25 protein-coding genes are annotated in these 22,009 nt (G+C 72.8%); 12 read left to right on the forward strand and 13 right to left on the reverse strand.

What is annotated here, in order from left to right; translation table 11 throughout:
- Window positions 1–154 precede the first annotated feature (154 nt).
- Window positions 155–634 (reverse strand): septal ring lytic transglycosylase RlpA family protein, encoded by a 480-nt coding sequence (locus tag ACP6CK_RS26290; protein ID WP_426956287.1) that lies wholly within the window; start codon window positions 632–634, stop codon window positions 155–157.
- Window positions 635–913: 279 nt separating this feature from the next.
- The gene (locus tag ACP6CK_RS26295; protein WP_426956288.1) at window positions 914–1,663 is read right to left on the reverse strand and encodes a sulfite exporter TauE/SafE family protein; all 750 of its coding nucleotides are present in this window, start codon (window positions 1,661–1,663) and stop codon (window positions 914–916) included.
- Window positions 1,664–1,885: 222 nt separating this feature from the next.
- Here ACP6CK_RS26295 and ACP6CK_RS26300 point away from each other — a divergent pair, with 222 nt between their 5' ends.
- The gene (locus ACP6CK_RS26300; RefSeq protein WP_426956289.1) at window positions 1,886–3,151 is read left to right on the forward strand and encodes an MltA domain-containing protein; all 1,266 of its coding nucleotides are present in this window, start codon (window positions 1,886–1,888) and stop codon (window positions 3,149–3,151) included.
- A 27-nt stretch (window positions 3,152–3,178) separates the two neighbouring features.
- Here ACP6CK_RS26300 and ACP6CK_RS26305 read toward each other — a convergent pair whose 3' ends face one another.
- The 4 genes from ACP6CK_RS26305 to ACP6CK_RS26320 form a co-directional block, all read right to left on the reverse strand.
- Window positions 3,179–3,661, reverse strand: a complete 483-nt coding sequence (locus ACP6CK_RS26305; protein WP_426956290.1) for a hypothetical protein — start codon at window positions 3,659–3,661, stop codon at window positions 3,179–3,181.
- Between the two features lie 198 nt (window positions 3,662–3,859).
- Window positions 3,860–4,144, reverse strand: a complete 285-nt coding sequence (locus ACP6CK_RS26310) for a hypothetical protein (protein ID WP_426956291.1) — start codon at window positions 4,142–4,144, stop codon at window positions 3,860–3,862.
- A complete protein-coding gene (locus ACP6CK_RS26315; protein ID WP_426956292.1) occupies window positions 4,141–4,650 on the reverse strand; it encodes a hypothetical protein in 510 nt (169 codons plus the stop codon). Before ACP6CK_RS26315 ends, ACP6CK_RS26310 begins: the two co-directional genes overlap by 4 nt.
- The gene (locus tag ACP6CK_RS26320; RefSeq protein ID WP_426956293.1) at window positions 4,650–6,599 is read right to left on the reverse strand and encodes a thiamine pyrophosphate-binding protein; all 1,950 of its coding nucleotides are present in this window, start codon (window positions 6,597–6,599) and stop codon (window positions 4,650–4,652) included. The genes ACP6CK_RS26315 and ACP6CK_RS26320 overlap by 1 nt, the downstream gene beginning before the upstream one ends.
- A 244-nt stretch (window positions 6,600–6,843) precedes the next feature.
- On the opposite strand from ACP6CK_RS26320, the gene ACP6CK_RS26325 reads away from it, so the two are divergent.
- Window positions 6,844–7,302, forward strand: a complete 459-nt coding sequence (locus tag ACP6CK_RS26325; RefSeq protein WP_426956294.1) for a GNAT family N-acetyltransferase — start codon at window positions 6,844–6,846, stop codon at window positions 7,300–7,302.
- A 28-nt stretch (window positions 7,303–7,330) separates the two neighbouring features.
- Here the strand turns inward: ACP6CK_RS26325 and ACP6CK_RS26330 are convergent, their stop codons facing one another.
- The 3 genes from ACP6CK_RS26330 to ACP6CK_RS26340 all read right to left on the reverse strand — a co-directional run bounded on the left by ACP6CK_RS26330 (window position 7,331) and on the right by ACP6CK_RS26340 (window position 10,239).
- Entirely contained in the window at window positions 7,331–8,338 is a 1,008-nt protein-coding gene (locus ACP6CK_RS26330; protein ID WP_426956295.1) for a LysR substrate-binding domain-containing protein, read from the reverse strand.
- 235 nt (window positions 8,339–8,573) lie between these two features.
- Complete coding sequence (locus ACP6CK_RS26335) at window positions 8,574–8,957, reverse strand: HU family DNA-binding protein (RefSeq protein WP_426956296.1); 384 nt, start codon at window positions 8,955–8,957, stop codon at window positions 8,574–8,576.
- A 448-nt stretch (window positions 8,958–9,405) separates the two neighbouring features.
- Window positions 9,406–10,239, reverse strand: a complete 834-nt coding sequence (locus tag ACP6CK_RS26340) for an amidohydrolase family protein (RefSeq protein ID WP_426956297.1) — start codon at window positions 10,237–10,239, stop codon at window positions 9,406–9,408.
- Window positions 10,240–10,336: 97 nt separating this feature from the next.
- Here ACP6CK_RS26340 and ACP6CK_RS26345 point away from each other — a divergent pair, with 97 nt between their 5' ends.
- Both ACP6CK_RS26345 and gorA read left to right on the forward strand, forming a co-directional pair.
- On the forward strand, window positions 10,337–11,287 hold the full coding sequence (locus ACP6CK_RS26345; protein ID WP_426956298.1) for a tripartite tricarboxylate transporter substrate binding protein: 951 nt from the start codon (window positions 10,337–10,339) through the stop codon (window positions 11,285–11,287).
- Window positions 11,288–11,380: 93 nt separating this feature from the next.
- Window positions 11,381–12,772 (forward strand): glutathione-disulfide reductase, encoded by a 1,392-nt coding sequence (gorA, locus tag ACP6CK_RS26350; RefSeq protein WP_426956299.1) that lies wholly within the window; start codon window positions 11,381–11,383, stop codon window positions 12,770–12,772.
- A 3-nt stretch (window positions 12,773–12,775) separates the two neighbouring features.
- On the opposite strand, the gene ACP6CK_RS26355 is transcribed toward gorA, so the two are convergent.
- Both ACP6CK_RS26355 and ACP6CK_RS26360 read right to left on the reverse strand, forming a co-directional pair.
- Window positions 12,776–13,255, reverse strand: coding sequence for a DUF2214 domain-containing protein (locus ACP6CK_RS26355; protein ID WP_426956300.1), 480 nt, complete (start codon window positions 13,253–13,255; stop codon window positions 12,776–12,778).
- Between the two features lie 6 nt (window positions 13,256–13,261).
- Window positions 13,262–13,636: a DUF6152 family protein gene (locus ACP6CK_RS26360; protein WP_426956301.1), complete on the reverse strand. Its 375-nt coding sequence runs from the start codon at window positions 13,634–13,636 to the stop codon at window positions 13,262–13,264.
- 232 nt (window positions 13,637–13,868) lie between these two features.
- Here ACP6CK_RS26360 and ACP6CK_RS26365 point away from each other — a divergent pair, with 232 nt between their 5' ends.
- The 3 genes from ACP6CK_RS26365 (at window position 13,869) to ACP6CK_RS26375 (ending at window position 17,213) form a co-directional block, all read left to right on the forward strand.
- Window positions 13,869–15,257, forward strand: coding sequence for a class II 3-deoxy-7-phosphoheptulonate synthase (locus tag ACP6CK_RS26365; protein ID WP_426956302.1), 1,389 nt, complete (start codon window positions 13,869–13,871; stop codon window positions 15,255–15,257).
- Between the two features lies 1 nt (window position 15,258).
- Window positions 15,259–16,404 (forward strand): nicotinate phosphoribosyltransferase, encoded by a 1,146-nt coding sequence (locus ACP6CK_RS26370; RefSeq protein WP_426956303.1) that lies wholly within the window; start codon window positions 15,259–15,261, stop codon window positions 16,402–16,404.
- Between the two features lie 149 nt (window positions 16,405–16,553).
- Window positions 16,554–17,213, forward strand: coding sequence for a glutathione S-transferase family protein (locus tag ACP6CK_RS26375; RefSeq protein ID WP_426956304.1), 660 nt, complete (start codon window positions 16,554–16,556; stop codon window positions 17,211–17,213).
- A 25-nt stretch (window positions 17,214–17,238) separates the two neighbouring features.
- Here ACP6CK_RS26375 and ACP6CK_RS26380 read toward each other — a convergent pair whose 3' ends face one another.
- Complete coding sequence (locus ACP6CK_RS26380) at window positions 17,239–17,691, reverse strand: hypothetical protein (RefSeq protein WP_426956305.1); 453 nt, start codon at window positions 17,689–17,691, stop codon at window positions 17,239–17,241.
- A gap of 96 nt (window positions 17,692–17,787) precedes the next feature.
- On the reverse strand, window positions 17,788–18,906 hold the full coding sequence (locus ACP6CK_RS26385; RefSeq protein WP_426956306.1) for a 2OG-Fe(II) oxygenase: 1,119 nt from the start codon (window positions 18,904–18,906) through the stop codon (window positions 17,788–17,790).
- Between ACP6CK_RS26385 and ACP6CK_RS26390 the strand changes: the two genes are divergently transcribed.
- The 5 genes from ACP6CK_RS26390 to ACP6CK_RS26410 all read left to right on the forward strand — a co-directional run bounded on the left by ACP6CK_RS26390 (window position 18,905) and on the right by ACP6CK_RS26410 (window position 21,909).
- On the forward strand, window positions 18,905–19,807 hold the full coding sequence (locus tag ACP6CK_RS26390; RefSeq protein ID WP_426956307.1) for a DMT family transporter: 903 nt from the start codon (window positions 18,905–18,907) through the stop codon (window positions 19,805–19,807). The two genes, ACP6CK_RS26385 and ACP6CK_RS26390, sit on opposite strands and share 2 nt — an antisense overlap.
- 84 nt (window positions 19,808–19,891) lie before the next feature.
- Window positions 19,892–20,275, forward strand: coding sequence for a hypothetical protein (locus ACP6CK_RS26395; protein ID WP_426956308.1), 384 nt, complete (start codon window positions 19,892–19,894; stop codon window positions 20,273–20,275).
- Window positions 20,272–21,600, forward strand: a complete 1,329-nt coding sequence (gene gltX, locus ACP6CK_RS26400; protein ID WP_426956309.1) for a glutamate--tRNA ligase — start codon at window positions 20,272–20,274, stop codon at window positions 21,598–21,600. Before ACP6CK_RS26395 ends, gltX begins: the two co-directional genes overlap by 4 nt.
- Window positions 21,597–21,830, forward strand: coding sequence for a hypothetical protein (locus tag ACP6CK_RS26405; RefSeq protein WP_426956310.1), 234 nt, complete (start codon window positions 21,597–21,599; stop codon window positions 21,828–21,830). Before gltX ends, ACP6CK_RS26405 begins: the two co-directional genes overlap by 4 nt.
- Entirely contained in the window at window positions 21,820–21,909 is a 90-nt protein-coding gene (locus ACP6CK_RS26410) for an LPXTG cell wall anchor domain-containing protein (protein ID WP_426956311.1), read from the forward strand. The genes ACP6CK_RS26405 and ACP6CK_RS26410 overlap by 11 nt, the downstream gene beginning before the upstream one ends.
- The last annotated feature ends 100 nt before the right edge of the window (window positions 21,910–22,009 follow it).

Here is a 22,009-nt window from a genome sequence, read left to right on the forward strand (position 1 = left end):
CGGCCGGAGGCTAGACCGACGCGGCGCCGGATGTCCCGACACCGCTCGGTCGCGTGCGTCGCACGAGCGCGGGAGGGCCGCCGGCGGCAGCGCCGCCGACGAGAGGATCAGGAGGCCCGGGCCGTCCGCTCCAGGAGCGACCCGGGCCGGCCCGTCACTCCGGCGCTTCGGCCAGCTCGACCGGGGCGCCGTTGACCGGGGCGCCGTTGACCGGGGTCACTTCCACCCGGGCGACGCCGGCGCGGATCATGTCGAGGTCGGCGGCCAAGCGCGGGCTCAGGTCAATCACCCGGCTCCGGTGGAAGGGACCGCGATCCTCCACCGTGGCGGTGACGGTCCGGCCGTTGTCGAGGTTGGTGACCTGCACGACCGTGCCGAAGGGCAGGGTCCGGTGGGCCACGGAATCCGAGCGCGGGTCGAAGCGCCGGCCATTCGCCATGCGGCGGCCGCTGAAATGCCGGGCGTAGTAGGAGGCGCCTCCTACTTCCCCCTGGGGCGCGGGTGCCGCGGCGGCCGGCGGGGGCGCTGCCGTGGCAGGGGCCGGCGCCGCGTCCATGACGGGCGCGCAGGCGGTGATCAGGAGGCCAGCGAGGAGAGCGTGGCCGGTGGCGAGCCGGCGCGCGGCGCCCGTCAAACCGCGGGGCCCCCGTTCAGCCCCGATACCGGGGGCCGGGCAGCGGTCGAGCAGGCGGAGGAGCAAAGGGTGGTCATGAGGGGGACTTCTCCGTGTCCAGTGTCGGCCCGGTGCGGACCCGCGGGGGCGGGTCAGGGGTGCGCCGGGCGAGGGTGGGTGGCAGTCCTCGGGCAGGGCCCTCGGTGCCGGGGAACCGCGGAAGCGGCTTCGGAGCGCCACCCGGGTTACTGAACACGGATATGCGAGGTCAAGAAACTTTTTCTGAACGTGAGTGTTACATCACGCCCATGCGCGCCAGAAAAACAGGGCGGTCATGGCAGTGCTGAAGGCGATGATCACGCCCCGCAGCACCGTCGCGGGCAGCCGCTGGGCCACCCGGGCCCCGGCATAGCCGCCCAGGATCGCGGCGACCAGCATGATCAGGGTCTGCGGCCAGAAGACCGGTCCTACCATCGCGAAGAGGATCACCGCCACTGCGTTGGCGGCGCTCACCAGCAGGGTGCGGACCGCGCTCATCGCCTTCACGTCGAGATCGCCGAGGATGCCCCACACGGCCATCATCATGATGCCGACCCCGCCCCCGAAATAGCCGGCATAGACCGACAGGACGACCTGCGCCGCGAGCACCGCGCCGGGCCCGATCCGCGTCCGCGCCCGCAGCGCCGCGCCGATCCGCTTGCCGAAGCTGAAGGCAAGGGTGGCCAGGAGCATCAGCCAGGGCAGCAGCCGGTCGAAGGCGGGCTGCGGCGTGACGAGCAGAAGCACCGCGCCCGCGAGGCCGCCCACGACGCTGATGACGAGCAGGGTGCGAAGGCCGATCCCCTCGAAGGAGCGGAAGTCGCGGCGCCAAGCCCAGGCGCTGGCGAGCGTTCCCGGCAGCAGCGCGACCGTGCTGGAGGCATTGGCCGCCACCGAGGGCAGGCCCACGAGGACCATGGCGGGGATGGTGACGAAGGACCCGCCGCCCGCCGCGGCGTTCATGGCCCCCGCGATCAGTCCGGCCACGAGGAGGATGATCGCGTCTTCCATCCGGGCAGCCTGACGGTGTAGGGCCGGAGGTCAATCGCCCCGGCGGCGCGACCAACGCGACCGAGTCTCACGGAGAGGTGTCACCGGGGTAACCGTGTTTGCGGCAGAGAACGCAGGACGGTTTCCACAACCGGCGGTTTCGCGCCGGCCCGAGAATGCGAGGACCCGGCCATGCCAGACCGTTCCGTCCGTCGGGGAAGAGTGCGAGGACGGGCCCTCCGGATGCGGATCCTGGGCGCCTTCCTGGCGGCCGCTGCCGCAGCGCCTGCCCGGGCCGACGTGGTCGAGGTTCCCGGCACCGTCCCCTTCTCCGCCATCCCGGGCTGGGAAGCGGGAACGACGCTCGACGTGCTCCAGCCGATTCTCGCGAGTTGTCAGCGCTGGGCCGCCATGCCCGCCACCTATGCCCTCGGCGGGGACGGGGACATCCAGACCCTGGGCGGCACGCCGGCCCAGTGGCGCACCGCCTGCACCGCGCTGAACCGTGTTTCCCAGACCCTGCCGCCCATGCCGCGGCCGCCCCGCCGGATGCCGCGGCCCCGCACCGCCGCCTTCCGCGCCTTGGAGGAGGCGAAGGCCCAGGCGGTCGTGCAGCGGAACCTCGCCCTGCGCGACGCGCTGGAGACGCATTTCGTCGCCATGCCCGCCGGCACTGGGCTGCTCACCGCCTATTTCGAGCCCGTGCTCCGCGGCGCCCTGGGTCCCGGAGCACCCTTCAGCGTCCCTCTCTACGCCCGGCCGCCGGAGCTGGTGGACAGCCCCCTGCCGCGCGGCCGCCGCAGCTGGGGCGCGCTGCGGGACGGGCGGGTGGAGCCGATGCCCGACCGCGCCGCCATCGGCGCGGGCGCCCTGGCCGGGCGGGGCCTGGAGATCGCCTGGATCGCCGACCCGCTCGATGCCTTCCTCCTGCACATCCAGGGGTCGGGACGGATTCTCCTGGGGAACGGGGCCACGATGCGCCTCGGCTATGCCGGGCAGAACGGGCATCCCTTCCGCTCCGTGTCGGGCCGCGGCGGGCGGACGCTGCGGGAGATGATCTCGGCCGCGGGCGGGCCGGAGGGCGCGAACGCCATCCTCGGCGGCAACCCCTCCTACGTCTTTCTGCGGCGGGTCGAGGGGCTGCGCGACGACCAGGGGCCGATCGGGGCGCTCGGCGTGCCCCTGACGCCGGATCGGTCGGTGGCCGTGGACCGGGAGCATGTGCCGCTCGGCGCGCCGGTCTTCATCGTCCCGAGCGAGGAGGGGCGGCCCCGCAACGCCCCCCCGCCGCCCGCGGCCCGTCTGGCCGTGGCGCAGGACACCGGCGGCATGATCCGCGGCCCGGCCCGGGCCGACCTCTTCACAGGCTGGGGAAGCGAGGCGGGGGCGCGGGCCATGGGCGTGTACCACCAGACCGCGATGTTCGTGCTGCTGCCCCGCCCGGCCGAGGGAACCCTGGTCGCGAGCCGCACGGAGCGGACGCCGCCTGCGGCGGGGCCGCTGCCTTAGTCGGTCCGTCCCCTGGAAGCGAGGGCGTCACTGCCGGTTCGCGCAGCGCCAGCGGCCTTCGACGGTGATGCGCTCCTCTCCGCCATCGGCGGGCCGCAGGTCCCGCAAGAGGAAGCGGCCCTCGGAGAGATCGGTGGGTGGAGGGATCTCGGCGACCGAACCGGGGCCGCTCTCCCAGACACGCCCTCCGGCCGTGAGGCTGACATCGGCCGAAAAGGGCCAGCCCGCATCCCGCTCGACCGGGAACTGAAGCCTGAAGCGGGATGCCGGGGGCAGGCCGTTCGGGTTGAAGCGAACGTGCATGATCGTCGGCAGGAAGCGCGGCGGCGTATCAGGCAGCGGAATGATCCGCACCGTGGTGCATTCGTGCTGCGGGTCGTGCGGATGGGCGTAGGTGCCGCTTCGCGTCACGGCGCCGGTGATGCGGACCTCGATCACCATGTCCGGTGGCGCTTCCGCGCAGGCGCCGGGCAGGAGGGCGAGCAGGAGGGCAAGCGCGACGGGCCGCATGCGCGGAAGGTTCGTGAAGTGCTCGGGTCCGTCAACCGCAGGGCTCGCCGGGGATTGCCGACCCGAACCCCGCCCGCCCTGAATGCCGGCGGTGGGTCAGGAGGGCCGATGACGGCCGGCGGGCCTCCCGGCACCACCTCACGCCAGATCCGAGGATCGGTGCCGCACAGCGCGCAGGCCCCGGCCGGGCGGCTCCCGTCAGTCGTCCCCGAGGGTTTCCGTCAGATAGGCGATGATGCGTTGCGCCCGCTCGTTCCCGGGATCGCCGATCATCAGACGGTAGAGGCGCCTCGCCTCATCCTCGTCATAGCGGCGACGGACGACGACATTCGCCCCGTGGCAGGCCGTGCAGACCTCCCGCGTCAGCGCCGCGCCCGGCCCGGGCGGGAAGGGATAGAGCCGGTCCTCATCCTCGTCCGGCGACGCCGCCCATCCCGTGCCCGCGGCGAGGACCGCCGCGAGAAGCAGAGCCGCGATCCTCATTCCTCGGAAGCGCCCCATTGGGCCTGGGCGTAGTAGGGGTGGCGCTCATAGACCAGCACTCGGACCTCGTGCGCGAGGTTCATCATGCGCCGAATGCCCCACTCGCCATCCGCCGTCCCGAGCGATAGCGCGAGAACGCCGCCCTTGCGCACCCGCCGCAGCGCCAGCTTGCCCTGTTCCGGATCCATCCGCCGGTGGGGGAGCGCGTCCGCCCGGCCGCAGCCGGAGACCAGCGCCGTCACGTCGCGCATGAGGGTATCGTCCGCGGCGATGTCGGGCAGGAGTCCCTGAAGCGCGATGACCCGTTTGTCCGCATCGTAGCTGAGCTTCACCTGCCCCGCGCCGGGCAGGCGGAAGCCGGCCTCATGGCCGGCCAGGTTCAGCTCCTTCAGCACGCCGCGATCGGCATAGGCCCGGAGAACCGCGGACAGGACGTCTTCGGCGTCCTCCACACGCGGAGCGGCTGGTCGATCCACCCGCTCCGCCACCATCCCGGCCGTGGCCATCAGTGGTAGTACGCCATCACGCCCGGCTCGACCTTGCCCAGGAAGCCCGGCGCGAACTGCTCCCGCACCCAGAATTCCTTCCGGCCCTGGCAGTTGATAACGGAGGGGATGCCCTCCCGCTCCGCGATCCGGTAGGCGCGCTCCAGCGCCGGGCGGAACTGGTCGGGCGTGCGGACATACTCGCCATGGGCGCCGAGGCCCTCCGCGACCTTGTCGTAGCGAAGGTTCTCCTGGAACACGTGGAGCGGGGAGCGGACATTGCTGTCCCGCGCGGCCAGCCAGGTGCCCCAGGCGTTGTTGTTGTAGACGATGACGACGGCGGGCATGCGGTACTTCGCCAGCGTCTCCATCTCGAAGCCCGTGTAGCCGAAGCCCGCATCGCCGGTGATCGCGATGAGCGGCGCCCCCTTGCGGACGGATTGCGGGCCGGCGCCGAGCTGCACGGCCGCGCCGACGCCCACTGTGTAGCCCACATCCGGTCCGATCGCGCCGTACTGATAGGCGCCGTTGCAGATCTGGCCCGGCCCATGGGCCTGCAGGAAGCGCCGGGTGTAGCGGGCGATGCCGAAGCCGCCGGAGACGACGGCCGTCTGCTCCCGAGGAATGTTGCCGGCATAGAGGAAGTCACCGAGCTCCTTCGCGATGACGGCCGGGTGGACGGCATCGCGGTAGCCGGCACCGGCGCGGTAGAGTTCCGCGTTCTCCTCGTCGAACTTGCGGCGCGCCGCCGCGACCTCGGACAGCCAGCCGTCGCGGGACCCGCGCGGCAGGGCTTCGGCCAGGGCCTCTAGCGCCATCTTCTCGCAGGAGACGAGGCCGACATCGATCGGCAGGTTGCGCCCGATGTCGTTCGCGTCCGGGTCGATGCGGATGTACTTCGCGTCAGGCCCGAAGGCGAACTCGCCGGGGTTCGGCATGCAGTACTGGCCGACCAGGATCACCAGGTCCGCACTCGCGTAGCAACCCGGCGCCGCGCTGGCCGAGAGCGGGTGGGAATCGGGAAAGTGGCCGCGGGACGGGCCGCTCTCGGTCACCGGTATCTGGGCGTGCTCGGCGAAGAGGCGCAGCGCGTCCCAGGCGCGGGAGTAGAAGACGCCCGTGCTGGCGACGAGGATCGGCCGCTCGCTCCGCGCGATCAGGTCGACGGCGCGGCGGACATCGGCCGGGGCGGGCGCGGGCCGCGCCTCCGTGCGGTAGCGCGCCCGGTCCACCATGCGCGCGACGTCGCGCGGGTTGCGGAAGCGGTGCTGCGCCACCTCCTTGACGAAGTCGAGATGCACGGGCCCCGGAACGCCGGTGCGCAGCGCCCGGAAGGCGTAGCCCGCATATTCGTGGATGCGGTTCGCCTGGATGATCCGCTTGCCGTACTTCCGGATGCCCTCGGTCACGGGCTGCTGGTACATCAGCTGGATCCCGGCTTCCGTGTCCTCATCCGCCAGCGCCATGTTCGAGGCGAGGAAGAGAAGCGGCGTGCGACAGGCATTCGCCGCGGCCAGCGAGCCGATCATGTTCGTGAAGCCCGGGCCTTCGGTGCCGGAGGCTGCAGCAACCTCGCCCGTCACGCGGATGAAGGCGTCGGCGGCGCTGCACATCGCGCCTTCATGGCGGCCGGAGAAGGCGGGGACGCCCTGCTCGGCGATGGCGTGGATGACCTCGTAATTGCCGGGGCAGCAGAACAGGGCGGCGAGCCCCTCGGCCTTGCAGGCGCGCGCGAAGATATCGGCGCCCGTCATCGGGAAGTCGCGCTGAGGCAGGGTCGCGGCCGCCCGGTTGGCCACCTCCTGCGGAACGCTCGGGCCGGGAACGGGTTCGGCGGCGGCCGGCGTAGACGGTGGCGACTGCGCGAGGGCCGTCCCGGCGCTCGCGGCCGTGCCGGCCGCGATGGCCGTGGCGCGAAGGAAATCGCGGCGGAAGTTCCCAGCGGGCTTCCGGTCATCCTGATCGCTCAATGTACGCCCCTCCGATGGCCTGGCTTTGTGCCGGCCTTCTTCGAACTCTTGTTTCCGTCAGTTTCACATGAGTTCAGCCCCCTCCTGCCACCCCTCAGGCGCAGGACTCTCGAATCGGTGATCGACCAGGGGTTGTGGAACCGGTCCTCGGCACCCTCCCGTGTCGTTGGCACCACGCCGGCCCTGCGCAGACTTGCCGATCCCGCACTGCCTGCCCTGAATGGACCCGGGGACGGGAGTTCGGATGGCCACGGGCGGACGCTACGGCGTGGAGATGCGTGCGGCCCTGCCGGCCGATGCCGCTGAGATCGCGGGGCTGCTCGCCGGGACCGAGAGGCCCGCCGATGTCCGCCAGGTCGCAGCCCGGCTGGACACGGTGCTGCATGATCCCTCCGGCGCCTCCCTGGTGGCGACCGGCTGGAACGGCGCGGTGATCGGGCTGGCCGTGTTGCACTGGCACCCGGTGCTGCGGGCCGACAGGCCCCTGGCGCGGCTGACGGCGCTGATCGTGGCCGGGGAGGAGCGCCGGCGCGGCGTGGGCCGGCTGCTGATCAAGGCGGCATCGCAGGCGGCGCGGCAGGCCGGCTGCGATTTGCTTCTCGCCGAGGAGGGCGACGCGCCCGGCTTCTTTCAGGCCCTTGGCTTCCAGCCCGGCGCTATGGGCGTGGTTCGGGCGCTGCGGAAGCGTTCGGGCGACGGATAGCGTCCCGGACCGCCGCTCCCGCGGCGCGTCAGACGAGGGCGCCCGCCGCCCCGGCCGGTGCCTCGCCGCGGGAGGGGTCGGTGAGGGACCGGGTCTCCGGCCGCCCGTGCACCGCGACCGTGCCGAGCGTGACCAGCGCGTCCCGCAGCGCGTCCCGGAGCAGGCGCACGTCCCGGATCCGTCCGAAGCTCGGCCGGTAGAAGAGGGCGACGTCCCGCCCCGGCGTGGCGGACCGGATCAGCCGATAGGCCACCATGTCGTCCAGCAGCGTGCCCACCTGCACCGCCAGCTGGGGCAACAGCGCGAGGCCCATGCCCGCGCTGACCATCTGCCGCAGCGTCTCGACGCTCGCGGCCTGGAGCGCGGCGCCGGACTGCGCGGCCTGGTGGCTGCCGGGCACGAGCCGCAACACCTGGTCGCGCAGACAGTGGCCCTCGTTCAGCAAGATGAGCTCGTCCGCCGCGATGTCCTCCAGCCGCACGCGCTCCGCCACTGCCAGCCGGTGGTCGCGGGGAACGGCGAGGACGAAGCTCTCGTGAAAGAGCGGCAGCTCCGACAGCTCGATGTCGCGGATGGGGGAGGCGGCGACGATGGCGTCCAGCTCCCCGCTCTCCAGCCCGCGAACGAGGCCGGCCGTCGTCCCTTCGGTCAGCATCAGGCGCAGCCGCGGGAACCGCTCCCGCAGCGGGGCGAAGATGACGGGCGCGAGGTAGGAGCCGAGGGTGCTGATGACGCCGAGCCGGAAGGGGCCGCCCAGCGGCTCCCCGCCGGACTGCACCATGTCGAGCAGGCGGCGGCCCTCGGTCAGGATGGCGCGGGCCTGGGCGAGCACGCCCGTGCCGGTGTCGGTCACCATCACGCTGCGGCTGGCGCGCTCGAAGACCTGCACGCCGAGATAGTCCTCCAGCTTGCGGATCTGGGCGCTGAGGGTGGGCTGGCTGACGGAGCAGGCCGCGGCCGCCTTGCCGAAATGAAGGTGGTCGCCGACGGCGACGAGGTATTCGAGGTCCCGGAAGCTCAGCCCCGCGAGGTTCATGCGGCGTGACCCGTTGACGGGCGGCGCGCACCGTCCGTCAGCGCTTCTCTCTGCGGCATGTCCTGCATGGCCAGACTATTCCACCGGCGCGACGGCGGGGGCAAGCGGCGCGCCGCCCCGGTGCGCGGGGAAGGGCCGGGGCGTCGCCGCAGAGCCGTGCGCGCAAAAGAAAAGGCGCCGGGCCCTTTGGGGGCACCGGCGCCATCCGTTCCGCGCGTCCCGAAGGACCGACGGATCAGATCGAGTCCTTCAGCTCCTTGGCGGGGCGGAAGGCGATCTTCTTGCTCGCCGCGATCTCGATCGTGGCGCCGGTGGCGGGGTTGCGGCCCGTGCGCGCGGGGCGGGCGCGGACCTGCATGATGCCGAGGCCGACGATGCGGACTTTCGTGCCGCTGCGCAGGTGGTCGCCGATGCTCTGGATGAAGTCGCCCAGCATCGCCTCCGCCTGGCGCTTCGGCACCTCGTGGCTCTCCGCGATCTGCGCCGCGATCTGCTTCAGGCTGACCGCCGCCGCGGCCGCCGCGCCACCCTTGGCCGCCGCGGCCTTCGGGGGAGCCTTCGCCGCCGCGGCCTTCGCCGGAGCCTTGCCCGCCGGGGCCTTGGTTGCTGCCTTTGCCATGTCTCGGTCGCCTCTCACCGTGCTGTTGGACGAAGAAAACACGAGGTTGCGGCCCCAACAATAGGGGCCTGTGCGCCTTGGGACACGACTCGGCGTCCGCTGTGTCTTTGGCGCCAGCATTGGACGGGCTCCAGGCGATTCGGTGCCGTGATTCAGGGCAGATTCGGCCGGATCCGAGGCCGGAGCGCCGCTTTTCGCACATGCGGGATCTGCGCTGTCGGTCAGATCCCGGACCGAAACGGGGGCTGCCGATCGACGAATCGTCGGACGACTCGCACTCCTGGCGACGGCAGGCTGCGCGCGCGGCCCCGGGGGGGAGAAGGAGTTCTCTCCCCCCGGACCCCCACACATCTTCTTCTTCAAAGCTGCCGCGCGCGGCAGAGACGGGGACGCCCGCGACCGCGACGTGTCGGCCCGGAAGGGGGGGATGACGGTGCGGGGCGGCGGCTCAGAAGGCGTAGAGCCGTGCCGGATTGTCCACCAGGATCGCCCGCCGGACCGCTTCATCGGGCGCCCAGTCCGCCAGCAGGTCCAGCAACGGCGCCTCGTCCGGCTTCGGGCGGGGCGCGTTCGGGTGCGGCCAGTTCGATCCCCACACCATGCGCTCCGGCGCCGCCTTCACCAGCGCCCGCGCCACGGTCGAGACATCTTCGTAACCCGGCGCGCCGCGGCGCGACGTGCCATAGGGCGAGGACAGCTTCACCCAGCACCGCCCCGTCTCCAGCAGGCGGAGCAGCGCCCGCACCGGCTCGGCCTCTGGCGGCACCGGCTCGTGGAAGCGGCCGATATGGTCGATCACGAACGGGCAGGGCAGGGCCCGCAGCGTTGCCTCCCGCAGGGGCAGGTCGCCGCCGTCGAACTGCATCTGCACGTGCCAGCCGAGCGGCGCCACGCGCGCGGCCAGGGCCGGCAGCTCCTCCCAGGTCACCACGGCGCCCGGCAGCATGAAGGTTCGCGCACCGCGCGCTCCGGCGGCGTGCAGCCGGGAGAGCTCCTCCTCGGTGATCTCGGGCCGCACCGACACCACGGCGCGCGCGGCGCCCAGCGCGGCGACCGCGTCCAGGGTGCAGCGATTGTCCGTGCCGTAGGCGGTCGGCTGCACCACCACCGTGCGGTCCAGCCCGAGGCGCTCCTTCACCGCCCGGTAGCCCGCCAGGTCGCGCTCGAAGGGCACGGGGCTCGGGTTGCTGGCGGCCACGGGATACCGGTCCGGCGGACCATAGATATGCATGTGGCAATCGGTCGCGCCGGAGGGCACGGCGATCCTGGGCGTCTCGGGCATGATTCCTCCCGGCGCAGCCAAGCCCGGCGGCCCGGCCCTGTCCACCGGCCCACCCCTCTCCTATCGTTCGCGGCAAGGATCGGGGGAGGGGTTGGGCATGACCGGACGCAGGGGATTCCTGGCCGGGGCCGCGGCGCTGCTGGCCGGCCCCGCCGCTGCCCAGCCGGCCTGGGAGCCCGCGCGCCCCGTGCAACTCATCGTCGGCTTCGCGCCGGGCGGCGGCGCCGACCTCGCGGCCCGGGCGATCGCGGAGTCCGCGACCCCCTTCTTCCCGACGCCGCTGGTCGTCATCAACCGGCCCGGGGCGGGCGGCGCCATCGCGGCCCAGGCCGTGGCGGGCATGGTGCCGGACGGGCTGAACCTCCTCGTCGGCGGGGGGAGCGAGAGCACCTCGCTCCCCGCCTTCCGGGAACTGCCCTACGACCCGAAGACCTCGTTCCGGGCCATCATCCGGCTGACGCGCCAGCCGCTGCTCGTGGTGGCGAAGCGGGACGGGCGCTTCCTCGACCTCCGCGCGGCGGTGGAGGCGGCGCGGCGGGACCCGGGCGCGATCTCCCACGCGTCCTCGGGCATCGGGTCCATCTACCACGCGGTCTTCGTGCTGCTGGGGCAGGCGGCCTCGGTGGAGTGGCTGCACGTGCCCTTCTCCGGCGGCGCGCCCTCGCTCCAGGCGCTGATGGCCGGGACGGTGGACCTAGCCGTGCTGGCGCCGGAGGAGATGGCCGGCCTCGCCGCGGCGGGGGAGATCCGGCCGCTGGCTGTCGCGTCGGAGGAGCGCATTCCCTCCCATCGCGACGTGCCGACCATGCGGGAACTCGGCTGGGACGTGGTGGCGGAGAACATGAAGGGCCTCTGCGGCCCCGCCGGGCTGTCGGACGCGGTGGCGCGATCCATCCACGACCGGGTGCGGCGCGGCATGCAGGGCCCGGCCTGGGCGAACTTCCTGCAGCGGACCAACGCGATGGACGGCTACCTCGACGGGCCCGGATTCCAGGCGGCGATGGATGCCGTCTACGACGCGCTGCGCCGCACCATCCGGCGCCAGTAGGCGCGTCCGCCGCGTCACGCTCGCGGCAGGGCGGCCCCGGGCGCATCCCGCCCGCCCTTGCGCCCCGCCGCCGCCGCCCCGACCTTGCGGAGCATGAGCGGCACCCGACCCCACGACTTCGACCTCTTCGTCATCGGGGGCGGCAGCGGCGGCGTCCGAACCGCCCGCATCGCGGCCTCCCACGGCGCGAAGGTCGGCATCGCGGAGGGCCGCTTCTGGGGCGGCACCTGCGTCAACGTGGGCTGCGTGCCGAAGAAGCTGATGGTCAACGCCGCCGAGTACGGCCGCTGGGCGCAGGAGGCGGCCGCCTTCGGCTGGTCCCTCGGGGAGGCGAGCCACGACTGGGGCACCCTCGTCCGCGCCCGTGACCTGGAGGTGAACCGCATCTCCGGCATCTACAAGGGAATGCTGGGGAATGTCGGCGTCACCACCTTCGACTGCAACGCCCGCTTCACAGGCCCGCACGAGCTCCTGGCCGGGGAGCGGCCGATCAGCGCGGATCGCATCCTCATCGCCGTCGGCGGCCATCCCGTGCGGCCGGACATCCCGGGGGCGGAGCACGCCCTCATCTCCGACGACATGTTCACCCTGAAGGAGATGCCGCGCCGCGTGCTGATGGTGGGCGGCGGCTATATCGGGCTGGAATTCGCCTCCATGCTGCACGGGCTGGGGGCGGAGGTGACCCTGGCCTACCGCCAGTCCCTGCCGCTGCGCGGCTTCGACCACGAGCTGCGGGAAGCCGCCGCCGAGGCGCTGGCGGCCGACGGGCTGACGATCCTACCCGGCGAGACCCCGGCCGAGATCACCCTCGACGGCGAGGCCCGCCGCGTCCGCATGGTCGGCGGCAAGGTGGTGGAGGCGGACGCCGTCTTCTTCGCCACCGGCCGCACGCCCAACACGCGGGGCCTGGGCCTGGACGCCGCCGGCGTCGTCGCGCGGGAGGGCGGGGCGATCGCGGTGGACGATGACCACGCGACGAACGTGCCGCACATCTACGCCCTGGGCGACGTGACGGACCGGGTGAACCTGACGCCCGTGGCCACCGCCGTCGGCCACGCCCTGGCCGATACGCTGTTCGGCAATCGCCCGCGCCATGCGTCGTATGAGAACGTGCCGAAGGCGGTCTTCACCTCCCCGCCGATGGCGAGCGTCGGGCTGACCGAGGACGAGGCCGCCGCCCGCGGTCCCGCCGAGATCTACACCGCCCGCTTCACGCCCCTGCGGCACACGGTCACCCGGAACACGGGCAAGCGCGCCCTGATGAAGCTGGTGGTCGAGGCCGGCTCGGGCCGCCTGCTCGGCGCCCACATGCTGGGGGAGGACGCGCCCGAGATCATGCAGGGCATGGCGGTGGCCGTGGTGAACGGCCTGACCAAGGCGCAGCTGGACGCCACCATCGGCATCCACCCGACCGCGGCGGAGGAGTTCGTCACGATGCGGGTGCCCACCCGGCGGGTGGGGGACGGGGTGGCGAAGGCGGCCTGACGCCTACCCCACGAAGGCGATCCAGCGGCCCGCCAGCACCGCCGCGACCCAGAGGATCAGGGAGGCCGCCGCGGCGGCCCGCACCGCCGCCTCCACCGACCCGCCATCCAGGGCGCGCCGCCATCCCCCGCCGATCCGCAGCATCAGCACGTTCACCAACCCCAGCGCGACCAGCCCGAGCTTTGTCAGGAAGGCCGGGTTGGCCGCGTATTCCGCTGGCCGCACGCTGAAGAGCAGCAACCCGGTCCCGATCGCCGCCGCGAGCCCCGTCGCGGCCACCCGCACCAGCGGCGGCCCCAGCACGGCCAGGGGCGCCCGCCGGAAGGCGCCGAGCACCCGCGCATCCAGCGTCGCGATCGCCCCGACGAGCAGCCCGATGCCGAGGATATGCGACGCGTTCACCGCGGCGTAGAGCGCCGGCCATCGCCGCAGCGCCGCGGCGACGGGCGATCCCGCCGCCGCGGCCCAGAGGTCGGCGTCCAAGCCCGTTCAGCCGCGCCCGATGCGCTCGGGATAGATGTCGAAGCGCCGGTCGCCCACGGTGACCCGCACCGCCTTCAGCCGCCGCTCCCCCTGGTTGAGGGAGCGGTTGCCGAGCGCCACCACCGGGTCGCCTGGCCGGGCCACGCCTTCCACGAAGCCGGCGCGGCTGGTCTGGCTGGGGTTGCCCAGTTCCACGGTCCAGGTGCCCTGGTCCGCCGTCTCGACGCGCAGGGTCGGGTGAGGCGGCGCGATGGTGACCTGCCGGATGGTGCCGGTCAGCGTCGTCTGCTCGCCCTCCGCCCAGCCCCAACCGTGATGGGCCTGCGCCCCGGCGCCGAGAAGGGTGAGGGCGGATCCGCCCAGGAGTGCTCGTCGGTTCATTCTCGCCTCCGCTTAGATGAACGGGATGTCATCTAGGGCGGCCCGGCCGGAAACACAGGCAGGCCGGGTGGCAGAAACGGGGACGGCCGGCACCGGCGTGGCGATCCCGGCCATGGCGGCCCCTTCCAAGTGGGCCCGGCGGGGCGGGCGTGCGAAAACCTTGCGGCGGGGCCGTCCCGGACTATGGTGCCCGGCCGGCCCGGGAGGGGCCGCCCACGGTTGGACCTGCACAATGAACGCCCGCAACTGGCACCCCGCATCCTGGCGCGACATGCCGATCCGGCAGGTGCCCGAATACCCCGACGCCAACGCCCTCCGGGCGATGGAGGCGAAGCTCGCCCGATACCCCGTGCTCGTTTTTGCGGGTGAGGCGGACCGCCTGAAGGCCGCGCTGGCCGAGGCGGGGGAGGGGCGGGCCTTTATCCTTCAGGGTGGCGACTGCGCGGAATCCTTCGCGGATTTCACCTCCAACACCATCCGCGACACCTTTCGGGTGCTGCTGCAGATGGCGGTCGTGCTGACCTTCGGCGGCGGCCTGCCCGTGGTGAAGATGGGCCGCATGGCCGGGCAGTTCGCCAAGCCGCGCTCCTCCGACACGGAGACGCAGGGCGGCGTGACGCTGCCCTCCTATCGCGGCGACATCATCAATGGCGCGGCGTTCACGGCGGAAGCCCGCATCCCCGACCCCGCGCGGATGGAGTTCGCCTACATGCAGGCGGCGGCGACGCTGAACCTGCTGCGCGCCTTCGCGACAGGCGGCTACGCCGACCTGCACGAGGTGCATCGCTGGAACCTCGGCTTCGTCGCCCGCTCCCCGCTGGCCGACCAGTATGCCGACCTGGCGCGCCGCATCGACGAGACGCTGCGCTTCATGGCCGCCTGCGGCATGAACAGCGGGAACGCGCCGCAGATCCGCGAGACCGACTTCTACACCGGCCACGAGGCGCTGCTGCTGCCCTTCGAGCAGGCGCTGACCCGCGATCCCTCCACCCATCCGGGCAAGTGGTACGCGACCTCCGCCCATTTCCTCTGGATCGGCGACCGCACGCGGCAGCTGGACGGCGCGCATGTCGAGTTCCTGCGCGGCGTGTCGAACCCGATCGGCATGAAGGTCGGGCCGAGCCAGGAGGCGGAGGACCTGATCCGCCTGACCGAGCGGCTGAACCCGCTCAACGAGGCCGGGCGCCTGACCCTCATCGTCCGCATGGGCGCGGAGAAGGTGCAGGAGAAGCTGCCGCCGCTGATCCGCGCGATCCAGCGCGCGGGGCGAAAGGTCACCTGGGTCTGCGACGCGATGCACGGCAACACGCACTCCGTCGGCGCCTACAAGACCCGTTCCTTCGATGCGATCCTGAAGGAGGTGCGCGGCTTTTTTGACGTCCACCACGCCGAGGGCACCTGGCCCGCCGGCGTGCACGTCGAGATGACGGGTCGCGACGTGACGGAATGCCTCGGCGGTGCGCATCGGCTGAGCGAGGCCGACCTGTCCGGCAACTACGCCACCTTCTGCGACCCCCGGCTGAACGCCGAGCAGTCGTTGGAGCTGGCGTTCCTCGTTGCGGAGGAGCTGAAGTCCCGCCGCGCCGATGCCACCGGCCTGCCGATGCGGGCCGCCCAGTAAGATGGACCACCCGCTGACCCCGGAGGACGCGACCGAGGCCGACATCTCGGCGCGCACCGACAGCTACTTCAAGCGCACCAAGGCGATCGTCACCCGCTTCGGCGATTGCCGCGTCACCTACGCCATCTTCCTGCGCCGGCCCGTGGTCTCCGCGCCGCGGCTGATGCTGGACTGGCTGGAGGGCGTGTCCCGCCTGCGGGACGCGCCCTTCGAGGTGGAGCTGATGCACAAGGAGGGCACCTGGGTCGGCGCGGGCGATCCCATCCTCTACGTCACCGGCTCCTTCGTGCATCTCTCGGACCTGGAGACGCTGCTGCTCCAGAAGCTCGGCGCGGCCTGCGTCGCGGCGCACAACGCCTACCAGATGTGCCTCGAGCTGCCGCACGTCCCCTTCCTGGCGATGGAGGCGCGGCACTGCGCCGGGGCGGAGATGCAGGAGCTGATGGCCTATGCGGCCTCGGTCGGCGGCGCCGCGGCGAAGTCGGAGGGGGCGCAGGGCTTCATCGGGAACGCCAATGACGCGACGGCGCATTACTACGGCTCGCCGCGCGGCCTCGGCACCATGCCGCACGCCCTGATCGGCTATGCGGGCTCCACGCTCCGCGCCGCCGAGATGTTCCACGAGACCTTCCCGGACCAGAACCTGACGGTCCTGACCGACTACTTCGGACAGGAGGTCACGGACGGGCTCGCCGTCTGCCGGCGCTTTCCCGACCTCGCCGCTGCCGGCCGGATGGCGGTGCGGCTGGACACCCATGGCGGACGCTTCCTGGAAGGGCTGGACCCGCAGGAATCCTATGCCGTGTTGGAGCGCCACGTGCCCGGCGCCATCCGCCGCTACCGCAGCGACGCGGAGCTGCGCCACCTGGTGGGCACGGGCGTCTCCGCCGCCGCCATCTGGCGGATGCGCGACGCGCTGGACGAGGCCGGCTTCCCGAAGGTGCGGATCATCGCCTCCTCCGGGTTCGGCGTCTCCAAGTGCCGCGTCATGGCGGAGGCGAAGGCGCCGGTGGACGTGGTGGGCACCGGCTCCTTCATCCCGGAAGCCTGGGGCGAGACCTACGCCACGGCGGACATCGTCGCCTATGACGGCGTGCCGCGCGTGAAGGTCGGGCGCGAGTTCCTTTTGCGCGGGGCGAAGGCCTAGACGCTCTCCCGACCACCGCCCATGGCGGGGCGGGAACGGCCCGGTGACGGGGCAGCCCTTCTCGCTGCCGCAGTCCCGGGACCGTGCATTCGGCCCTGAGAACCGCGCCCGCCCCATCTCATCAGTGCCCCGATTCCGGAGTTCCCGCGATGTCGCTCGCGCTCTACGGCCACCCCTTCTCCTCCTACACGCAGAAGGTCCTCATCGCGCTCTACGAGAACGCCACGCCCTTCGAGTTCCGCCCCATCGGGCCGGAGACACCGGAGCACGTGGCCGAGTGGGTGCGGCGCTGGCCGATCCGCAAGATGCCGCTCCTGCTGGACGGCGACCACGACATCGTCGAGACGAGCATCATCGTCGAGTATCTGCAGATCGCGCATCCCGGCCCGGTGACGCTGATCCCCGCCGACCCGATGGCGGCGCTGGAGGTGCGCTTCCTTGATCGCTTCTTCGACCTGCACGTGATGAACGCGGCGCAGCACGCGGTGGACGGCGCCCTGACCGGCGATCCGGTGAAGCGCGCGGACGGGATGGCGATGGCGCAGGAGAAGCTCGGCCGTGCCTACGCCTGGCTGGAGGAGCGGGTCTCCGGCGCGGGCTGGGCCGCGGGCGAGAGCTTCACCCTCGCGGATTGCGCGGCCGCGCCGTCCCTCTTCTATGCGGACTGGACGCATCCGATCCCGGAGACCTGCCCGTCCCTGCGCGCCTATCGCGCGCGGCTGCTCGCCCGCCCGTCCTTCGCCCGGGCCGTGGAGGAGGCGCGGCCGTTCCGGCCTCTCTTCCCGCTCGGCGCGCCGGACCGGGACTGATCGTCCCGCGCCCGGCGCCCGCGGATCAGTTCAGCGCGCTCCGCCGAACCTCGCCGCTCCGCGCCTCCTGCGCCTGCGCGTCCGTCACGGGGTCGAGCACGTAGATGAGGATGCCCTGCTGCATCCCCTCCGCCTTCACGGTGAAGACGCCGTCCACGGTGAAGGACGCGCCCTGGCGGGCGTAGCCGCGCGTGACGGAGACCTGCAGCTTCTCCGGCTGGTCCGTGTTCACGAGGAGCAGGTCGCGATCCTGGTCGACGGAGAAGCCGGCCCCCGTTGCCTGCGCCGCCGTCACGCGCAGCGACACCATGCGGTTCACGTGGTCCGCCACGAAGCGGCCGAACGTCGCGGCGTTGCCGCGCGTCAGTGTCCCGTGCAACTCGTCCACCGCGCCGCGCGTCTGGGCGCGCGCCGCGACGGCCGCGAGGAGCAGCGACCCGCTGGCCAGGACTCCCCGGCGCCCGATCGGATGCGTCATGCCGCGTGCCTCTCTTCCATGCGGGGAAGATGTGGTCCGTCGGCGCGGCGGATGCGCCGCCTCCTCAACCGATGGTGATGCGGATACCGCCCGCTCTCACCGCATCGACACGCCCGCGCGCCCCGCGGCCTGCTGCTGCCGGATCAACGCCTGCTCCTGCCGCGCGCCCTCGGCATCGGTGAAGAAGGTGAAGATGGCGAAGCGGCGGCCCTGGGTGACGGGCCGCGCCTCGTGCAGCAGGTCGCAGCCGAAGATGGCGGCGCCGCCGGCCGCGGGCTCGTACTCCTCCGTCCCAAATTCGGGGAAGCGCAGCGTCCCCCCGGAATAGGCGCCGGTGTTCAGGTTGAGGCTCATCGCGAAGCGGCGATGTGCGGTGAAGGGCGTGCGGTTGTCGCGGTGCGCGCCGAAGGCGCCGGCATCGGCCGCGTCATAGCAGCCGATCCGCGGTGCCTCGAAGGAGGCGGGGACGAAGCGGTAGGCACGCGCCATCTCCGGCACCACCCGCCGTTCGATCCGCTGCCGAAAGGCGGCGTAGAGGTCGCGGTCGTCCAGCCACACATCGGCGCGGCGCTTCAGCCGCGCCGCGGCGGCGGCCGCGTCCGCCCCGCCGGAGACGCGGTCCCGCGCCTTCTCGCCGCGCTCCCAGTGGGCCAGCAGGGCGGCGATGAGCGGCGGGTCCAGGATGTCGGGCACCAGCAGCACGGGCGCGCCGCCGCGGCGGATCGGCACTGGGGGAGAGGGTTCCGGAACCCAGTCCAGGGCGTCGCGCAGCGCCTCCTCCGCCGCGCCGCGGACGACGTGGCCCAGTCGTCCGCGCGGGGTGATGACGGCAGCGCCGCCGCCCTCCAGCCCAAAGGCGCGGCTGAACTTCCCGGGCTGGTCGAAGAGGCGCAGCGGCCCCTGGCCCGGCGCGCGGGAAGGGGCGGTGCCGGCGATGACGACCAGCATCGCATCGCGCGCCTTCAGCGCCGCCTCCGCCTCCTTCAGCACGGCGGGGGAGGGCGGCGTCCCGAAGAGCAGCACCCGGTGCTGGCCGGCGATCCCCTGGTGCATGAGGTCGAAGCCCTCCCCGTCCTCGCCGGGCAGCACGATCGGGGGCAGGTGGTCTCCGGGGACCAGCGGGGGACGGTCGCTCATGCCCGCCTTGTCCCGCAGGGCAGCCCCGCGCGCCAGGGATTTGCCGCCGGCCGGCTTCTTGCCTGACCCTGCGGCCATGTCTCCTTCTCCGACGACCGGCGGCGGCGCCCAGCGCGAGCGCCGGATCGGCTTTCTCTGCGCCTTCGCCGTGCTCTTCATCTGGGCGGGGTTCCTCCTCTCCGGTCGGCTGGCAGCGAAGCAGAGCTTCACGCCCTGGGACGTCGTGGCGCTGCGCTATGCCGGCGCCTTCGTGACGGTGCTGCCGCTGGTGGCCATCCACGGCCTGCCGCGTCCGGGAATCTGGCGGGCGGCCGGGCTGGTGGTGCCGGCGGCCTTCGTGTTCCCGCTCCTGGCCTATGTCGCCTTCGGCTTCGCGCCGGCCTCCCATGCCGGGGTCATGCTGCCGGGGATGCTGCCCTTCCTGACCGCGGCCCTCGGCGCCGCCTTCCTGGGGGAGCGCTGGACCCGGCGCCGGGTCCTCTCCCTGGCCGTGGTGGCCTGCGGCGTCGGGCTGCTGGCGGCCGACACCTTCGGCGGGCATCCCGGCGCGTGGCGCGGGGACCTGCTCTTCCTCGCGGGCGCCCTGGGCTGGTCGGTCTACACGCTGCTGGTGCGGCTCTGGCGGATCACCGCGCTGGAGGCGACGATCCTGATCGGCATCTGGGCGGCGCCGGTCTTCCTGCCGCTCTGGTGGCTGGCGCTGCCGAGCAACCTGGCCGCCATCCCCTGGCCCGTGGCCCTGGGACAGATGGTCTGGCAGGGCGCCTTCGCCGTGGTGCTGGCCGGCTTCCTCTTCACCCGGGCGGTCACGGCCCTCGGCGCGGCGACCACCACCAGCATCACCGCCGTGGTCCCGGCCATGGCGGCCCTGGCGGCCTGGCCCCTGCTGGACGAGCCGCTGGGATGGGCGGGTCTGGCGGGCATCGCGCTCGTCTCGGCGGGGATGGTGCTCGGCGTGGTGCGGCCGGCCGCGCCCTGACGCGCGTTCCATGCCCCCTTTCGTTGACCCCCGGGGGACGCGTCCCTAGGTTCCGCCCCCCATGCCCCAGACCCCCGCCCGCCCGTGAGCGACGCCCCGCCCGCCTCCGCCCCGTCCGGCCCCTATGTCCGCATCAAGGACCTCTCGGGCGGCAACGGGGACGAGCCGGTGGAGGAGATCCGTGGCTTCCCCGACATTGCGGAGGCCGCGACCTTCGCCCGCCGCTACGTCCGCGACAGCATCGAGCGGTGCCGCACCAAGGGCGCGGACACGGACGCCGTCCTCGCGGCCTGGTTCGCCTTCGGGGAGGACGCGGAGGCTGTGGAGCCGGGCGGGGAGGGCTGGACATCGGCCGCCGAGATCCGCGCCTTCGCCGCGAGCGCGCCCCGCACGAGGGCCGAGCGCGACTGGCGCGCCCTTGATCCCCGCCGCCGCGGCGAGGATGAGGGCGGGGAGGAGGAGGCGTGAAGGTCCGCTTCGCCCCCAGCCCCACCGGCTGGCTCCATGTCGGCAATGCCCGCCCGGCCCTGGCCAACTGGCTGGAGGCCCGCAAGCGCGGCGGCACCTTCGTGCTCCGCCTGGACGACACGGATACCGGCCGCAGCAAGCCGGAATTCGCCCAGGGGATCGAGGAGGACCTGCGCTGGCTCGGCCTGAACTGGGATGACTTCTTCCGTCAGTCCGACCGCCTGGACCGCTACTCGGCCGCTGCCGAGACGCTGAAGGCCAAGGGCCTGCTCTACCCCTGCCTGGAGAGCGAGGAGGAGCTGAACTTCAAGCGGGAGCAGCGCCGGAAGCAGGGCCGCGCGCCCATCTACGACCGCGCCGCGCTGAAGATGACGTCGGACCAGCTCTCCCGCGCCATCGCGAACGGCAAGACGCCGTACTGGCGGTTCAAGCTCTCGGGCCGGACCATCGGCTGGCAGGACGGCGTGCTCGGCGACCGCCACGTGAAGCTGCCCAGCCTGTCCGACCCCGTGCTGGTGCGGGCGGACGGGTCCTTCCTCTACACCTTCACCTCCGTCGTGGACGACCTGGAGACGGGGATCACCCATGTCATCCGGGGCGAGGACCACGTCACCAACACCGGCATCCAGATCGACATCCTGGAGGCCCTGTCCGGCCGCCCGAACCGCATCCACTTCGCCCACATGCCCCTGCTGACGGATGCGGAGGGCGGGCCGCTGTCCAAGCGCCTGGGCTCGGTCTCCCTGCGCCAGTTCCGGCGGGACGGGATCGAGCCGGAGGCGCTGACGGGCTACCTCGTCACCCTCGGCACGGGGAAGGAGGTGGTGGCAGCCCCACCTGCGGCGCTGGTCGCGGACTGGGACATCACCCGGATCTCCCACTCGCCGGCGCGGTTCGACACGCGGCAGCTCCTCGCCGTGAATCGCCGTCACCTGCACGGGCTGGACTTCGCCGCCGTGCGGGAGCGCCTGCCGGACGGCGCCGACGAGGCATTCTGGCTGGCGGTGCGCGGCAACCTCGACCTGTTGGCCGAGGCGCGGGACTGGTTCGAGGTGGCGCGCGGCCACATCACCGTGCCCGAGCAGCCGGAGGAGGCGCCGCTGCTCCGCGCCGCCCTGGACGCCCTGCCGCCCGAGCCCTGGGACGCCGGCACCTGGCCCGCCTGGACCGCCGCCGTGGGGGCGGCCACGGGACGGAAGGGCAAGGCCCTGTTCCTGCCCCTTCGCCGCGCCCTGACGGGGGAGGAGCACGGGCCCGACCTGAAGACCTTCCTGCCCCTGATCGGCCGTGAGCGCGTGGCCGCCCGGCTGCGCGCCGGTGGGTGAGCCACCTCGTCCACAACGAGCGGATCAAGCTCGCGGCGACCTTCCTGAACACCATCGGGACGGGGCTCGTGGTGGTCGGGGCCGTGGCGCCGCTGGTGGCCGTGTGGGACCACCCCGGCGGGGCGGGCGTGCCGTCCCTCCTGATCCGCACCGTCACCTTTGCAATCGGCGGGGCGGCATTCCATCTTCTGGGCAGACTCGTCCTCGGAGGGTTGCGGGATGACCCGTAACGATTGGCTGTCCCTCATCGGGTTGCTGCCGGCCCTGGCGGTCGGGCTGGGGGTGGCCCTTCTCGCCCGCCGGGGCTGACCTGCCCCGCCCGGCACAGACGGTGCATTGAGCCCGTCGCCGGCCTGTCCTACATGACGTCCATGACCCGGGCCCCCTGCTGCCGCTGAGCCGCATCCCG

Origin of the sequence: Muricoccus radiodurans, from assembly GCF_050154705.1 — a bacterium.
Taxonomy (GTDB): domain Bacteria; phylum Pseudomonadota; class Alphaproteobacteria; order Acetobacterales; family Acetobacteraceae; genus Roseomonas; species Roseomonas radiodurans.

Bases quoted from the DNA above. Each gene is read 5' to 3' on its own strand.
- ACP6CK_RS26295 (WP_426956288.1), bottom strand. From the start codon at position 1,663: ATGGAAGACGCGATCATCCTCCTCGTGGCCGGACTGATCGCGGGGGCC.
- ACP6CK_RS26300 (WP_426956289.1), top strand. From the start codon at position 1,886: ATGCGGATCCTGGGCGCCTTCCTGGCGGCCGCTGCCGCAGCGCCTGCC.
- ACP6CK_RS26305 (WP_426956290.1), bottom strand. From the start codon at position 3,661: ATGCGGCCCGTCGCGCTTGCCCTCCTGCTCGCCCTCCTGCCCGGCGCC.
- ACP6CK_RS26310 (WP_426956291.1), bottom strand. From the start codon at position 4,144: ATGAGGATCGCGGCTCTGCTTCTCGCGGCGGTCCTCGCCGCGGGCACG.
- ACP6CK_RS26315 (WP_426956292.1), bottom strand. From the start codon at position 4,650: ATGGCCACGGCCGGGATGGTGGCGGAGCGGGTGGATCGACCAGCCGCT.
- ACP6CK_RS26325 (WP_426956294.1), top strand. From the start codon at position 6,844: ATGGCCACGGGCGGACGCTACGGCGTGGAGATGCGTGCGGCCCTGCCG.
- ACP6CK_RS26330 (WP_426956295.1), bottom strand. From the start codon at position 8,338: ATGAACCTCGCGGGGCTGAGCTTCCGGGACCTCGAATACCTCGTCGCC.
- ACP6CK_RS26335 (WP_426956296.1), bottom strand. From the start codon at position 8,957: ATGGCAAAGGCAGCAACCAAGGCCCCGGCGGGCAAGGCTCCGGCGAAG.
- ACP6CK_RS26340 (WP_426956297.1), bottom strand. From the start codon at position 10,239: ATGCCCGAGACGCCCAGGATCGCCGTGCCCTCCGGCGCGACCGATTGC.
- ACP6CK_RS26345 (WP_426956298.1), top strand. From the start codon at position 10,337: ATGACCGGACGCAGGGGATTCCTGGCCGGGGCCGCGGCGCTGCTGGCC.
- gorA (WP_426956299.1), top strand. From the start codon at position 11,381: ATGAGCGGCACCCGACCCCACGACTTCGACCTCTTCGTCATCGGGGGC.
- ACP6CK_RS26360 (WP_426956301.1), bottom strand. From the start codon at position 13,636: ATGAACCGACGAGCACTCCTGGGCGGATCCGCCCTCACCCTTCTCGGC.
- ACP6CK_RS26365 (WP_426956302.1), top strand. From the start codon at position 13,869: ATGAACGCCCGCAACTGGCACCCCGCATCCTGGCGCGACATGCCGATC.
- ACP6CK_RS26370 (WP_426956303.1), top strand. From the start codon at position 15,259: ATGGACCACCCGCTGACCCCGGAGGACGCGACCGAGGCCGACATCTCG.
- ACP6CK_RS26375 (WP_426956304.1), top strand. From the start codon at position 16,554: ATGTCGCTCGCGCTCTACGGCCACCCCTTCTCCTCCTACACGCAGAAG.
- ACP6CK_RS26380 (WP_426956305.1), bottom strand. From the start codon at position 17,691: ATGACGCATCCGATCGGGCGCCGGGGAGTCCTGGCCAGCGGGTCGCTG.
- ACP6CK_RS26390 (WP_426956307.1), top strand. From the start codon at position 18,905: ATGTCTCCTTCTCCGACGACCGGCGGCGGCGCCCAGCGCGAGCGCCGG.
- ACP6CK_RS26385 (WP_426956306.1), bottom strand. From the start codon at position 18,906: ATGGCCGCAGGGTCAGGCAAGAAGCCGGCCGGCGGCAAATCCCTGGCG.
- ACP6CK_RS26410 (WP_426956311.1), top strand. From the start codon at position 21,820: ATGACCCGTAACGATTGGCTGTCCCTCATCGGGTTGCTGCCGGCCCTG.